The 14539-nt window shown below is 66.8% G+C and carries 10 protein-coding genes; 5 read left to right on the forward strand and 5 right to left on the reverse strand.

Features of this window, described 5'->3' with window-relative positions:
* Positions 1–19 precede the first annotated feature (19 nt).
* Entirely contained in the window at positions 20–1432 is a 1413-nt protein-coding gene (locus tag AB7878_RS15900) for a FlxA-like family protein (protein WP_369495296.1), read from the forward strand.
* A 16-nt stretch (positions 1433–1448) separates the two neighbouring features.
* Here AB7878_RS15900 and AB7878_RS15905 read toward each other — a convergent pair whose 3' ends face one another.
* The gene (locus AB7878_RS15905; protein ID WP_369495297.1) at positions 1449–2123 is read right to left on the reverse strand and encodes a TerC family protein; all 675 of its coding nucleotides are present in this window, start codon (positions 2121–2123) and stop codon (positions 1449–1451) included.
* Positions 2124–2408: 285 nt separating this feature from the next.
* Between AB7878_RS15905 and AB7878_RS15910 the strand changes: the two genes are divergently transcribed.
* The 4 genes from AB7878_RS15910 to AB7878_RS15925 all read left to right on the forward strand — a co-directional run bounded on the left by AB7878_RS15910 (position 2409) and on the right by AB7878_RS15925 (position 7368).
* Positions 2409–3860, forward strand: coding sequence for a bifunctional 2-methylcitrate dehydratase/aconitate hydratase (locus AB7878_RS15910; RefSeq protein ID WP_369495298.1), 1452 nt, complete (start codon positions 2409–2411; stop codon positions 3858–3860).
* A gap of 188 nt (positions 3861–4048) precedes the next feature.
* Positions 4049–5116, forward strand: a complete 1068-nt coding sequence (locus AB7878_RS15915; protein WP_369495299.1) for an OmpA family protein — start codon at positions 4049–4051, stop codon at positions 5114–5116.
* Positions 5117–5467: 351 nt separating this feature from the next.
* The gene (locus AB7878_RS15920) at positions 5468–6538 is read left to right on the forward strand and encodes an OmpA family protein (RefSeq protein ID WP_369495300.1); all 1071 of its coding nucleotides are present in this window, start codon (positions 5468–5470) and stop codon (positions 6536–6538) included.
* An 80-nt stretch (positions 6539–6618) separates the two neighbouring features.
* A complete protein-coding gene (locus AB7878_RS15925) occupies positions 6619–7368 on the forward strand; it encodes a pseudouridine synthase (protein ID WP_369495301.1) in 750 nt (249 codons plus the stop codon).
* Here AB7878_RS15925 and kbl read toward each other — a convergent pair.
* The 4 genes from kbl to AB7878_RS15945 all read right to left on the reverse strand — a co-directional run bounded on the left by kbl (position 7365) and on the right by AB7878_RS15945 (position 14402).
* Positions 7365–8561 (reverse strand): glycine C-acetyltransferase, encoded by a 1197-nt coding sequence (gene kbl, locus AB7878_RS15930; protein ID WP_369495302.1) that lies wholly within the window; start codon positions 8559–8561, stop codon positions 7365–7367. The genes AB7878_RS15925 and kbl overlap by 4 nt on opposite strands.
* A gap of 79 nt (positions 8562–8640) precedes the next feature.
* The gene (locus AB7878_RS15935; protein WP_369495303.1) at positions 8641–12345 is read right to left on the reverse strand and encodes a DUF748 domain-containing protein; all 3705 of its coding nucleotides are present in this window, start codon (positions 12343–12345) and stop codon (positions 8641–8643) included.
* Positions 12346–12509: 164 nt separating this feature from the next.
* The gene (tdh, locus tag AB7878_RS15940; protein ID WP_369495304.1) at positions 12510–13544 is read right to left on the reverse strand and encodes an L-threonine 3-dehydrogenase; all 1035 of its coding nucleotides are present in this window, start codon (positions 13542–13544) and stop codon (positions 12510–12512) included.
* A 90-nt stretch (positions 13545–13634) separates the two neighbouring features.
* Entirely contained in the window at positions 13635–14402 is a 768-nt protein-coding gene (locus tag AB7878_RS15945; protein WP_369495305.1) for a hypothetical protein, read from the reverse strand.
* Between the last annotated feature and the right edge of the window lie 137 nt (positions 14403–14539).

Here is a 14539-nt window from a genome sequence, read left to right on the forward strand (position 1 = left end):
GGTTAGACAAGGAGCTGAAATGGAACGCAAAAGTCGGCAATGGGCATGCGCGGCCAGTTGCGCCGGGTTGATGGCGTTCGGTGGCTGGGCAAGCGCGCAGGAAGCATCGCCGCCCGCGTCGCCCGCCGAGGCGGGACATGGGTCGTCCGCCGACGCAGGGCATGACGATCCATCGTCTCCCGCGACGGTGCGCCAGCGCTTGCAGCAGCAGGATGCGGAGATCGACGCGATGCGCCACCAGATCGATGCGCAGATGGCGCAGCTCAAGCTGATGCGCCAGCAGCTGGCCCAGCAAGCGGCCGACTATGCATCGCTGCGTCATGCGGTCGGCATGCGCGAGCTGGAACAACAGCGTGGCGGCAACCTGCAAACGACAGGGGTGAATTCGCCGACGCAGCCCATGCCGGTCGCATCCGCCGTGCAAACGGTGACGGCCGCCCACCCGCAGGAGGTCGGCCAGGCGCCGCCGAAGGACGCCCGTCCGCCCGAGGTGGCCCCCATCACCAATCAGCCCGGCGTGCTGACGCCGAGGCACAGCTTCGTGCTGGAGCCCTCGTACCAGTTCGGCTACTCCGCCGCCAACCAGGTCGATCTGGTGGGCTACACCATCATCCCGGCCATCCTGATCGGCCTGATAGACATCCGCACGGTGCGCACCACCAGCCATACCGTGACGCTCACCGGGCGCTATGGCCTCACCAATCGCCTCGAACTGGAGGTGCGCGTGCCCTATGTCTGGGAGGGCAGCAACATCGTCAGCCGCGAAGTGTTCACCGGCACGGCGACGAACAACGTGCTGAACTCCAGCGGCAGCGGCATCGGCGACATCGAGGCCACCGCGCGCTACCAGTTCAACGACGGCGGCGCGGACAAGCCGTATTACATCGGCTGGCTCCGTTTCAAATCCCGTACGGGCCAGGATCCCTTCGACGTGCGCACCGACTGCCAGACGCGCTGTATCGAGAATGTCACCGGCACGGGCCTGCCGCTGGAGTTGCCGACCGGCTCGGGCTTCTATTCCCTGCAGCCCGGACTCACCTGGCTGCTGCCGTCCGATCCCGTGGTGATCTTCGGCAACCTCAGCTACATGTACAACTTCGAACGGCACAACGTGTCCGAGAACCTCGTGGTCGGCAAGCAGTTCATCGGCAACGTGAAGGTGGGCAATGTCGCCGATGCCAGCATCGGCGTCGGTTTCGCGATGAACGACAAGGTGTCGTTGAGCCTCGGTTACGACCAGAGCTTCATCGGCGTGACTCGCGAGGCTGGCACCAAGGTGCCAGGTTCGACCAAGATCTGGCTGGGCTCGCTGCTGGTGGGCGGCTCCTATCGCATCAACCCCAAGCGGACCTTGAACTTCACGCTGGGCGTCGGCGTGACCCGCGATACGCCCGACGTGCTGATGACGGTGCGCATGCCGATGGCGTTCTGAGGGGATTGCCGGCCGGTCAGGTTGCTGCGGGTCGACACCGACGCCGCCGCAGCCAACCGCCGCCGCAGACCCCGACCACCAGCGTCGCGTCGAGCAGGTATTTGACCCAGGCATGCGTCGCGAACCAGCCCGACCACAGGTGGTCGTGGGCAATCATGCGCGCCGCGGTCCAGGCGATCGCGCCGGCGCCGAGGTAGACGATGACGGGGAAGCGCTCGATCAGCTTCAGGATCAGGGTCGAACCCCACACCACCAGCGGCACGCTGACGGCCAGGCCGAGCACCACCAGCAGCAGGTCGCCACGCGATGCGCCGGCGATCGCCAGCACGTTGTCCAGCCCCATCAGCGCGTCGGCGACGACGATGGTGCGCAGCGCGGCCCAGAAGCCGTCGGCGGCGGCGACGTCGTGCGATGCCTCGTCCTGCTTCAGCAGCTTCCAGGCGATCGGCAGCAGCAACAGGCCGCCGGCCAGCATCAGGCCCGGCAACTCCAGCAGCCAGACCACCACGGCGGTGAGCGCGATGCGCACGGCGACGGCGCCGAAGCTGCCCCAGAACACGGCCTTCTTCTGCAGCGGCGGAGGCAGCTTGCGCGCGGCCAGCGCGATCACGATGGCGTTGTCGCCGGCCAGCACCAGGTCGAGCAGGATGATGGTGGACAGGCCGGAGAGAAAGCTGGCTGGGAATTCCATGCGAGGGTCCGACGCGCCGAGCACATGCAGCGACGACGGACGCGCGCAGGACCGTCGTCACCGCAAAAGTCTCGTTCGCGACATCGGCCGCCGCGGTGTCCGGAGCGAGGCATCGCTCGTGATGACGAACACCGCACGGATGCATGACCGCATCCGGAACTACTCCCCTTTGGGTGGTAGTCCGGCCATTTTCGTGGCGGCCGGGGCAGGGGTCAAGCGCGCTGCGCTCCTGCCGGTGACGTGCGCCGGATACAATGGGCGTTTCTCCTCGCCGCGAGAACCGTCATGAGCGCCCACGACATCCGTTCCGCCGTCCGCCCCGATCCCGACCAGCCGATGGTCGACATCGCCGACTACGTGGCCGACTGCCGGATCGAATCGAAGGAGGCCTACGACACCGCTCGCTACATGCTGCTGGACTCGCTGGCCACCGCGATGATGGCGATGAAGTTCCCCGAGTGCGTGAAGCACCTCGGGCCGCTGGTACCGGGCGCCACGTTGCCGGGCGGCGCGCGCGTGCCGGGCACCAGCCACGAGCTGGACCCGGCGCAGGCCGCGTTCGCGATCGGCACGCAGATCCGCTGGCTGGACTTCAACGACACCTGGCTGGCGGCCGAGTGGGGTCATCCGTCGGACAACCTCGGCGCCATTCTCGCCGTGGCCGACTGGCTGGGTCGCAAGGCCGAGCGCGAGGGCGGCCGGGCGCTGACCGTGCGCGACGTGCTGGGCTACGCGATCAAGGCGCACGAGATCCAGGGCTGCTACGCGCTGAGGAACAGCTTCAACCGCGTCGGCCAGGACCACGTGATCCTGGTACGGCTGGCTTCCACCGCGGTGGCCACGCACATGCTGGGCGGCGACAAGGAGCAGATCGTCACCGCCGTGTCGCACAGCTGGATCGACAACGGCGCGCTGCGCGCCTACCGCCACGCGCCGAACACCGGGCCGCGCAAGAGCTGGGCCGCGGGTGACGCCTGCCGCCGCGCCGTCACCCATGCGATCAACGCGGTGTACCGCGGCGTAGTCGGTTATCCGTCGGCGCTGTCGGCGAAGACCTGGGGCTATTACGACGTGGCCTTCAAGGGCAAGCCGTTCGAGTTCGAGCGCCCGTTCGGCAGTTACGTGATGGAGAACGTGCTGTTCAAGATCAGCTTCCCGGCCGAGTTCCACGCGCAGACCGCGGTGGAATGCGCGATGCAGCTGCACGGCCAGGTCGCCGGCAAGCTGGACCAGATCGAAAAGGTGGCGATCGAGACCCAGGAAGCCGGTTGCCGCATCATCGACAAGACCGGCCCGCTGGCCAACTACGCCGATCGCGACCACTGCATCCAGTACATGGTGGCGTTGCCGCTGATCTTCGGCCGCCTCACCGCGGACGACTACAACGACGACGTGGCCGCCGATCCGCGCATCGACGCGCTGCGCGAGAAGATGACGGTGAGCGAGAACCCGCAGTTCACCCGGGACTACTTCGACCCCGACAAGCGCTACATCGGCAATTCGGTGCAGGTGTTCTTCAAGGACGGCAGCAGCACCGGGAAGGTGTCCATCGACTATCCGATCGGCCACCGCAAACGCCGCGCCGAGGGCATCCCGGTGCTGCTGAAGAAATTCGAGGCGGCCATGCGCAGCCATCTGCCGGCGCACAAGGTCAGGGCGATCCTCGAAGCCAGCCGCGATCCGGCGCAACTGGACGCGATGCCGATCCAGCAGTTCCTCGGCTTGTTCACGCTCTGAATACGCACTGGCGGCAAATCTCGCCAAGGCTTGTGCTGCCTGGCAATAACAGACAGCGCAAATTGTCACAGACCATCTGTAACGTGTTATATTTGTGTAAAGACGAATGGATCAATCCGGTTCGAGCGAGAGTCGCCGCATCGGAAAGCCGTTGCGATTGTTTCAATACCAAAAAAGGGAGAGACCTGATGAAGCACAAGGGCCTTTATTTCATGGTTGCCCTGGCCTTGGGCGGCGTGGGTGCCGTCCATGCGCAGGACAACACGGCGACGACCGCGGCCAGCAGCGACAACGCTGCCGCACCGGCATGGCCGAACGGCTTCGATGACCGCTGGTACATCGCGCCGACCATCGGCGGCTACTACAACGACACGGACCGCAACACCCACAGCCGCCAGTTCTACTATGGCCTCGGCGTGGGCAAGTTCATTTCGTCCAACACCTCGCTGGATCTGTTCTTCGACCGTACCAAGCGCAAGATCGACCACAACGCCGGCAACTGGGCCAGCAACAACGTGGGCGTCGCCGTGCGCTACTACCTGGGCAGCACCGCGTGGCGCCCCTACCTGCTGGCGGGCGTGATGGGCAGCCATCACAAGAACCCGGCGGACAGCGGCTGGGATCCGGCGGCCGAACTGGGCCTGGGTCTGTCCAAGTCGGTGACCGACAGCTCCGACGTGCGCGTGGAAGGCGGTTACCGCTACGACTGGGACAACAAGAGCCAGCCGAGCAAGAGCGGCTACGGCGACTGGTTCCTGGGCCTGAGCATCGTGTCGCGCTTCGGCGCGGTGCCGGCCGCTCCGGCTCCGGCGGCTGCGCCGCCGCCGGCTCCGGCCCCGGCTCCGGTGGAAGCGCCCGCGCCGCAGAAGGTGGTGATCGACCTGCGTGGCGTGAACTTCAAGTTCGACTATCCGAAGAAGGGCCAGGTGCACGCGTCGGAAATCGACAAGGCGCTGGCCGTGCCGACGTCGGACTCGATCGCGATCCTGGATCAGGCGGTGGATACGCTGAAGCGCTATCCGGACGTGCACGTGACGGTGGCGGGTTACACTGACTCGAAGGGCAAGCCGGACTACAACCAGGCGCTGTCGGAGCGTCGTGCGCAGATCGTGTACGACTACCTGACCAGCCACGGCGTCACCGCGAACCGTCTGGAAGGTCCGATCGGCCACGGTGCGGACAACCCGATCGGCGACAACGCCACCGACGCGGGTCGTGCGCAGAACCGCCGCGTGGAGCTGCAGGTCCAGCAGTAACCGAACTTGTCGCAGTGTCACGAAAAAGCCCGGCGCATGCCGGGCTTTTTCGTGAGCGGGATGACACCGGTCGATTCGACCGGATCAAGAGCATTCAATACAAAAAATATACGTCGGCAGGAGTAGGGAAATGCCGATCTCCAACCCTGAACGTTAGTGTACTGAGTAGTGCAAAAGCTGTTGATGCCCGTGCGTGAAGTTTAACGATTTTGCTACACTTGCTTCCGCTTGCAGAGTACGGACGCCAAGCACAAAGCGTTACAAGCCGTTGAAGACGTTAAAAGCAACGCCACAGCAATGCCCGTTTGGCGTGTAACGGACGCGAAGACCAAATTGACGAGGAGAGACCTGATGAAGCACAAGGGCCTTTATTTCATGGTTGCCCTGGCCTTGGGCGGCGTGGGTGCCGTCCATGCGCAGGACAACACGGCGACGACCACGGGCAGCAGCGACAGCGCCGCCGCACCGGCGTGGCCGAACGGCTTCGATGACCGCTGGTACATCGCGCCAACCATCGGCGGCTACTACAACGACACGGACCGCAACACCCACAGCCGCCAGTTCTACTATGGCCTCGGCGTGGGCAAGTTCTTCACTCCGGATCTCTCGCTGGACGTGTTCTTCGACCGTACCAAGCGCAAGATCGACCACAACGCCGGCAACTGGGCCAGCAACAACGTGGGCGTGGCCGCGCGCTGGTACTTCGCCAACTGGTCGTCGTTCCGCCCGTACGTGCTGGGCGCCGTGATGGGCAGCCATCACAAGAATCCGGTGGACAGCGACTGGGCGCCGGCGGCCGAACTGGGCCTGGGTCTGTCCAAGTCGGTGACCGACAGCTCCGATGTGCGCGTGGAAGGCGGCTACCGCTACGACTGGGACGACAAGAGCCAGCCGAGCAAGAGCGGCTACGGCGACTGGTTCCTGGGCCTGAGCATCGTGTCGCGCTTCGGCGCGGTGCCGGCCGCTCCGGCTCCGGCGGCTGCGCCGCCGCCGGCTCCGGCCCCGGCTCCGGTGGAAGCGCCGGCGCCGCAGAAGGTGGTGATCGACCTGCGTGGCGTGAACTTCAAGTTCGACTACCCGAAGAAGGGTCAGGTGCACGCGTCGGAAATCGACAAGGCACTGGCCGTGCCGACGTCGGACTCGATCGCGATCCTGGACCAGGCGGTGGATACGCTGAAGCGCTATCCGGACGTGCACGTGACGGTGGCGGGTTACACCGACTCGAAGGGCAAGCCGGACTACAACCAGGCGCTGTCGGAGCGTCGTGCGCAGATCGTGTACGACTACCTGACCAGCCACGGTGTCACCGCGAACCGTCTGGAAGGTCCGATCGGCCACGGTGCGGACAACCCGATCGGCGACAACGCCACCGACGCGGGTCGTGCGCAGAACCGCCGCGTGGAGCTGCAGGTCCAGCAGTAACCGGACTTGTCGCAGTGTCACGAAAAAGCCCGGCGCATGCCGGGCTTTTTCTTTGTTTCCATGCCACTTAGGCTTGTGCGATGCCTCATGCACGACAACCCGAACCGCAAGGCGGCAAGCGCCACGGCGTCGCCCGCGTGTTGAGCAAGCTGGGCGCGTGCTCGCGCAGCCAGGCCGAGGCCGCGGTGCGTGCCGGGCGCGTCATGGTCGACGGTCGCGTGGTGCACGATCCCGAGTATCCGGTCGAGGCGGAACGCCAGCGGCTCAGTCTGGATGGCGTGGCCGTGGCGGCGGCACAACGCATCTATCTGGCACTGAACAAGCCGCGGGGCGTGGTGGTGAGCGCGGCCGACGAGCGCGGACGCGGCACGGTCTACGACCTGCTGCGCGACGCCGGCCTGCCGTGGCTGGGGCCGGTGGGGCGGCTGGACAAGGCCAGCGAGGGCCTGCTGCTGCTCAGCAACGACAGCGTGTGGGCGGCCGGCATCACCGAGCCGAGCACGCACCTCGACAAGACCTATCACGTGCAGGTGGCCGGGCGGCCGGACGCGGCCGTGCTGGCCGCGATGCTGGCCGGTGTGCGCGAGGGCGATGATCTGCTCAAGGCGCGGCGGGTCGAACTGTTGCGCGCCGGCGAGAAGAACGCCTGGATGGAAGTGGTGCTGGACGAGGGTCGCAACCGCCACATCCGCCGCCTGCTGGCGGCGCTGGGCTTCGAGGTGCTGCGACTGGTGCGGGTGGCGATCGGCCCGCTGCAGCTGGGCGAACTGGCCAAGGGGCAGTGGCGCCACCTCGATCCCGCCGAGGTGGCGCCACTCAAGCGGCATTAGCCGATCACGCCCAGCTGCTTGCCCACCTTGGTGAACGCCGCGATCGCGCGGTCCAGGTGCTCACGGGTGTGCGCCGCGCTCATCTGGGTGCGGATGCGCGCCTGGCCCTGCGGCACCACCGGGTAGAAGAAGCCGGTGACGTAGATGCCTTCATCCAGCAATGCCGTGGCCATCGCCTGCGCCTTGGGCGCGTCGTAGATCATCACCGGCACGATGGGGTGCACGCCGGGCTTGATGTCGAAGCCGGCCTTCGTCATTGCCTCGCGGAAATGGCGGGTGTTCTCTTTCACCTTGTCGCGCAGATCGCCGGCGGCGTCGAGCATGTCGAACACCTTGATCGCGGCGGCCACGACGTGCGGCGGCAGCGAGTTGGAGAACAGATAGGGGCGCGAGCGCTGGCGCAGCATCTCGATGATTTCGGCGCGGCCGCTGGTGAAGCCGCCCAGCGCGCCACCGAGCGCCTTGCCCAGGGTGCCGGTGAAGATGTCGATCTTGTCCAGCACGCCGTGCACCTCGGCCGAGCCGCGGCCGGTGTCGCCGAGGAAGCCGGTGCAGTGGCATTCGTCGATGTGCACCAGCGCGTGGTACTTCGCGGCCAGCGCGGTGATCTGGTCGAGCTTCGCGATGAAGCCGTCCATCGAGAACGCGCCGTCGGTGGAGATCAGCTTGGTGCGCGCGCCGGCTTCGTCGGCGGCCTGCAGCTGCTTCTCCAGGTCGGCCATGTCGCTGTTGGCGTAGCGATAGCGCTTGGCCTTGCACAGGCGCACGCCGTCGATGATGGAGGCGTGGTTGAGCGCATCGGAGATGATCGCGTCCTCCTCACCCAGCAGCGGCTCGAACAGCCCGCCGTTGGCGTCGAAGCAGGCGGCGTAGAGGATGGTGTCGTCGGTGCCGAAGAAACGGGCGATCTTCGCTTCCAGCTGCTTGTGCAGGTCCTGCGTGCCGCAGATGAAGCGCACCGAGGCCATGCCGAAACCGTGCGTGTCCAGCGCGTCCTTCGCGGCCTGGATCACGTCTGGGTGGTCGGCCAGGCCCAGGTAGTTGTTCGCGCAGAAGTTCAGCACCTTGCGGCCGCCTTCCAGCTCGATCTCGGCCGACTGCGGCGAGACGATCACGCGCTCGGCCTTGAACAGGCCTTGCTCGCGGATGGATTCGAGTTCGCTGGCGTAGCGCGACTGGCCGGGGTAGCTCATGAGGATTTTCCGCTGGGTCAAAAGTCTATTTTGATCCCTGGCGCTTCGGCTGGGAAGGAAGCGCGGGATCCTGGCGGGTTCACCCCTGGTGCAAGCCGAACTCCACGCGCGTCGTCTTGCCCTTGTCGTCGATGCCCTTGGCATCGAGCATGGGGGCCTTGAGCGAGATGCGCTTGTCGTCCAGCTTGCCCTTCAGCCACGCCTGCACCGCGGCGGCGCGACGCTGCGCCAGCGCACGCATGGCGGCCTCGTCGACCGGGACGTTGGTCTCCATCAGGCTGCGCATCTCGTCGGGGGCGAGCGACTTCTTGAGGCCGATGAAATTCTTCGGCTTGCCCTTGAAGTCGTCCTCCTTGTACGCGCGCTTGAGGTACTTGTCGTACTCGTCCGGCGTGACGTTGACCGCGGCGAGCGCGGCGTCCGAGGTATCGGCATGCTTGCCTTCCTGGTCGAGCAGCTTCGCGCGGCGCACCAGGTTGTCCACCGTGACTTTGCGCAGTCCGTCCTGATCCTTCGACGGATCGACGCGGCCGGTGATGTCGAGGTTCAGCGAGGTCTTTTGCTTGAGCATGGCGACGATCTTGCCCAGCCGTTCCTGCGCGTTCTTGTCCACTACGGCGGAGCCGGGAGCGAACTCCACGTAGCCCAGATCCTCGTGGTTGCTGCCGCCGAATGCCGCGCCCAGCAGGCGGAACGGTGCCGTGGCCGCCCTGGCGATGAGGTTGCCGATGGCGTGCCAGATCAGGCTGCCCAAGCTGAACTGCGGATCGTCCAGCGAGCCGGACACCGGCACGTTCACGTCGATGTTGCCCTGCGTGTCCTTCAGCAGCGCCACCGCGAGCTTCACCGGCAGATGCCGGATGCCGGGGCTTTCGTCGCGGTTGCCGAAGGTCAGCTGGGTGATGAAGATGTGGTTGTCGGCGTTGAGCTTGCGCTGGTCCAGCATGTAGTGGACATCCACCGTCAGCTTGCCCGCCGTGATCGGGTAGCCGGTGTACTTGGCGGAATACGCGCTCAGGCCGGTCAGCTCCACTTCGTCGGCCTTGCCCTTGATGTCGAGGAAGGCCACCGGCTGCAGCGGATTGATGGTGCCGTCGATGTCGACCGGCGAGTTGTCGTTCACCGCCCCCTGCACCGACAGGTCGGCCGGCGGATCGCCCGGCTTGGTGCCGAAGGCGCCGATCTTGCCGGTGAGCTTGGTGAGGTTGGCGGTGTAGTTGGGCTTGATGAAGTTGTCGGTGTAGTTGAGCTGGCCGTTGACGAGGGTGATGCCGCCGATGTGGATGTCGGCGGCGGGTGCCGTGGCGGAAGCGGCCGATGCAGGCGCTGTGGCAGCGATTTCCGGCGTCGCCGCCGCGCTGGCGGCAGGCTTGGGCGCCGGTGGCGGCGCGGCGGCGGCCGGTGTCGGCACGGCCGCGCCTGCGGGTTGCTCGTTGGCGGCGCGGGTCACCGAAACCGGCGCAGCTGCGGGATTGGCCACCACCTCCGACAGGTTCAGCGTGCCGTTCGCGTTGACGATCACGCGCGCGTAGAACGAACTGAGCACCAGGCTGCCCACGTGCATGCGCGGCGCGCCGATGCCATAGGACACGTCGAGCCGGTTGCCGCTCAGCGTGCGCCAGCGCAGGAAGTCGTCGCCGGTGAGCTTGTCCTGCACGCGCACCTGTTCGAGCGCCGCGTCGCCCCGGTAGGTCATCCTCGGTTCGGCGTGGCGGCCGTCGTAATGCAGCCGGCCCCGGCTGCTGATGCGCGCGCTGGAAACGGTCACGTTCAGCGGCACGCTGATGTACGGCTCGAAGCTGGCAATGTCCAGGTGCCGGGTGTCGAGCTGGATGTCGGCCAGCGTCGGCAGTGGCTGCACCCGGCCGCTGGCGGTGAAGCTGCCTCGGCCGACGCTGCCTGCCAGCTTCATCGCGTTAGTCTTGTCGAGCTTGTCGCTCACGCCGTCGAGCCCGCCGCTGAGCGCATCGATCTTGATCTTCACCGGCTTGGCGCCAGCGGCTAGATCCGTGAAGGCGATCGCGGACTTGTCGAAGGCCAGATGCGCGATGCTCCAGTGCCACGGCGGCCCGCTCGCGGCGCTCTTCTTCGCCGGCGCACCCTTGGTGGCCAACAGTTCGACAAGGTTGATGCGCTGGTTGCGGTAGCGCTCCACGTCCAGGCGCAGGCCCGACGCCTTGAGCGTGCCCAGCTGCGCCTGTTGCGTCGCGAGGTCGACCTGGTTGATCTCCGCGTCCAGGCTGTCCCAAGCCAGCGGTGAATCACGGCCCCTGGACTCGGGTTCCAGCGCGAAGTCGTTGACCGCGGCATGCGCGTCGGCCAGGTGCACGTTGAACGGCTTGCCCCAGCCCAGCTGGAGCTGGCCGGAGGCATCCAGCTTGCCCTTGGCCACGTGCGCGGCCAGCCCCGGATAGACGGCTGCCTGCAGCGGGGCCAGCCCGACCTGTTGCAGGTTCAGCACGCCGGCGAGCGTGCTCCTGGCGAGATCCAGGCTGCCCTTCAGGGCGAGTTGGCCGCCGAAGAACTGCGCGCCCATGTCCAGCCTGGCCGGCGGGGCCGGCAGCATGCTCAGGCCCTGGATCCTGCCATGCAGGTTGGACAGGTCGATCTTGCTGCCGGTGGAGTCGGCATAGTGGATGCCGCTGTCGGCGAGCGTCATCGAGGCGATGCGCAGGTCGGTCGGCTGGGCTTTCGCGCTGCCGGCCGGTTTCGCGGGAGTCGCCGTCAATGTATCGAAGTTGCTGTGGCCGTCGGCGCCGGCGGTGTAATCGAGCTGCGCGTTGTCGAGCGCGAGCGCGGCCAGCACGTAACGCGATTGCAGCGGCTGCACGTCGGAAAGGTCCGCAGTGCCCTTGCCCAGGCTCAGGATCGGCTGGCCGTCGCTGCTGCCGAGGACGAAGTTGTCCAGCTGCAGCTTGCCGGTGAGCTGCAGTTGCGGCGTGGGCTTGGCCTGCACGAAATGCAGGGTGAGATCGCCGCTGAGCAGGCCCTTGGGGATCGCGACCGGCAGCGCGGTGGGTGCGTAGGCGATGTAGCGCGCCAGATCGAGGTGGTCGAGCCGGAAATCGACGGTCGACTCGCGATTGTCGGCGAAGGGCTTGGTGTGGCCTTCCACGTGCAGCGGGCTGCCGTCCACCTCCATCGACAGCAGCGGCTGCACGAACACGCTGGTGTCGCTGGGCAGGTTGGCGATGAACGGGATGCCCAGTTCCAGATGGCCCACGTGGTGACTGGTCTGCAGCACCTCGTCGGTGAACTGGATGTCGCCATCGTGCACGCTGATGTTGGAGAGCGCGAAGCGGGCAGGCGACGCCTTGGGGTCAGCCGGCGTCGCGTCGAGGCGGTCGATGATGTCGCTGAAGTTGAAGCGCTGCTCGCCCGTGCGCACGATGCGGATGCGTGGACGCTGCAGGGTCAGTTCGTCCAGCACCGGCGCCATGCGGAACAGCGAGGCCCAGGACGCGTTGACGACGGCCTCGTCGATGTCGACGAAGTCCGACTTGCCGTCGCGGTCGGCGATATGCAGCCGGTCCAGTTGCAGCCGTAGGGTGAACGGGTTCAGGTGCACGGCGCCCACGGTGACCGGGCGTTGCAGCGCGGCCGAGGCGCGCTGCTCGATCTGGCTGCGGATGATCGAGGGCGCCGCGAAGAAACCGAGCAGGCCGAACACGATCAGCACGATGGCGACGATCAGGGCGATCTTGCGCGTGCGGCGCGATCGGTAGACGGCGAGGGCGCGGTCGCGTCCCGCGGCCAGACGTGGGGGGCTGAAAAGGCCTGTCATCACGACGCTCCCATGACATCGCGTGCCGACCGTGCGTGGCTCTCGTGCCCTGCACCTTCACAATCCCGGCGATTCTGTCGGCCGCCCTGGCCGGAGTGTACTAGGGCGGCCGAACGCTCAGCGCGGATTTCCCGTGAAGGTATCGGCGCGGAGACAGGAGACGCTCAGTTCCAGGAACACACCACCTTGCCGCATTTGCCCGCGTCCATCAGGTCGAAGCCCTTCTGGAAATCGTCGATGTGGATCTGGTGGGTCAGCACCTTCTGCAGCGGGAAGCCGGTCAGCACCATCTGGGTCATCTTGTACCAGGTCTCGTACATGCGGCGGCCGTAGATGCCCTGCAGGGTGAGGCCCTTGAAGATCACCCGGTCCCAGTCGATGCCGGCGCCCTTGGGCAGGATGCCGAGCAGGGCGACCTTGCCGCCGTGGTACATGCAGTCGAGCATGTCGTTGAACGCGCGCGGGTTGCCGCTCATCTCCAGGCCCACGTCGAAGCCTTCCATGTGCAGGTCCTTCATCACGTCCTTCAGCGACTGGTTCGCCACGTTCACCACGCGCGTGGCACCCATGTCGGCGGCCAGCTTGAGCCGATAGTCGTTGACGTCGGTGACCACCACGTTGCGCGCGCCCACGTGCTTGGCGATGCCCGCGGCGATCACGCCGATCGGGCCGGCGCCGGTGATCAGCACGTCCTCGCCGATCAGGTCGAATTCCAGCGCGCAGTGCGCGGCGTTGCCGTAGGGGTCGAAGAAGGCGGCCAGCTCGGACGGGATCTGGTCCGGGATCGGCCACAGGTTCGACGCGGGCATGGTCATGTATTCGGCGAACGCGCCGTTGCGGTTCACGCCGATGCCGATGGTGTTCGGGCACAGGTGCTGGCGGCCGGCGCGGCAGTTGCGGCAGTGGCCGCACACGATGTGGCCTTCGGCCGAGACGCGGTCGCCGATCTTGTAGCCGGTGACGCCGGGGCCGATCTCCACGATGCGGCCGACGAACTCGTGGCCGATGGTGAGGCCCGGCTTGATCGTGCGCTGGCTCCACTCGTCCCACTTGTAGATGTGCAGGTCGGTGCCGCAGATCGCGGTCTTCTCCAGCTTGATCAGCACCTCGTTCGGGCCGACCTCGGGCACCGGCACCTCTTCCATCCAGATGCCCTGCTCGGGCTTGCGCTTGACCAGGGCTTTCATCGTCTGCGGCATGGGGAATCCAATGGCTGGCCCGGACGGGCGGGGAAAACGCCAATTATAGATCCTTGCCGCAGCAGCCCGTCGCTGCGCGTTGCGGCACGTTCAATCGACGCGCTGGTAGACGCGGCGGAACACCACGGGGTGCTGCAGGAAGCCGGGTTGCCAGCGTTCGGTGACCTGCAGCGTGCGGCCGTCGGCGGCGCGCGACCAGGTCTCGTCGATCCGGTTGCCGTCGTTGAATTGCAGGCTGAACTGCAGGTCCCCGCCGCCGGCTTGCCGGCGTGCGACGGCGTTGCCGTTGAGCGTCTGCTGGTGGCCGCCGTCGAGGCGCACGGCCAGCTGTTCGCCGTTCTCGAGCCGGGCCTGCACGGTCTTCGCGTCCTGTTGCACGACCAGGACGGCATCGTTGTCGAGCATCGGTGGCGGTTTCAGCAAGTCGTCGCTGCCGGACGCATCGCCCGATGACGCGCTCGCGCGCCTGCCGCCCCGGTCATGACCGCCGCCCATGCCGCCACCACCCATGTGGCCGCCGCCCATCCCGCCGCCACCCATCCCGCCGCCGCCCATCCCGCCGCCACCCATCCCGCCGCCACCCATCCCGCCACCGCGCCTGCCGCCGCGGTTGCCCGCCTGCGATGTCGCGCTGCTCGACGAGGCATTGGCCGGCGCCACGGTGGGCGCCTGCTCGCGCTTGAGTTCCATGCGCAACCTCGCGGTGACCTGCACCAGGTTGTCGCTGGCCTGGTCGTCGATGCGCCACAGGCCGCTGAAATCGGATGGCGCGGGAGGTTGCTGGGCCGGCACCTGGGAGGCGGCGAACAGCAGACTGGCGCCGATGAGCCATGAAACGGGGAGGCGTGGCGTGGGCATGCCCGCTTGAACGGGCGAAGTGTCAATGCGCTGACGCGCCGCCCATGCAAGCGTGTTCCGACGCTCTGCTCCGCGGGCGAGCTGCGGCACGGGTGTCCGGGAGATTGCCTTGCGGGCGGCTTCATGACTATGGTCGC

It is taken from the genome of Rhodanobacter humi, assembly GCF_041107455.1.
In the GTDB taxonomy this organism is placed as follows: domain Bacteria; phylum Pseudomonadota; class Gammaproteobacteria; order Xanthomonadales; family Rhodanobacteraceae; genus Rhodanobacter_A.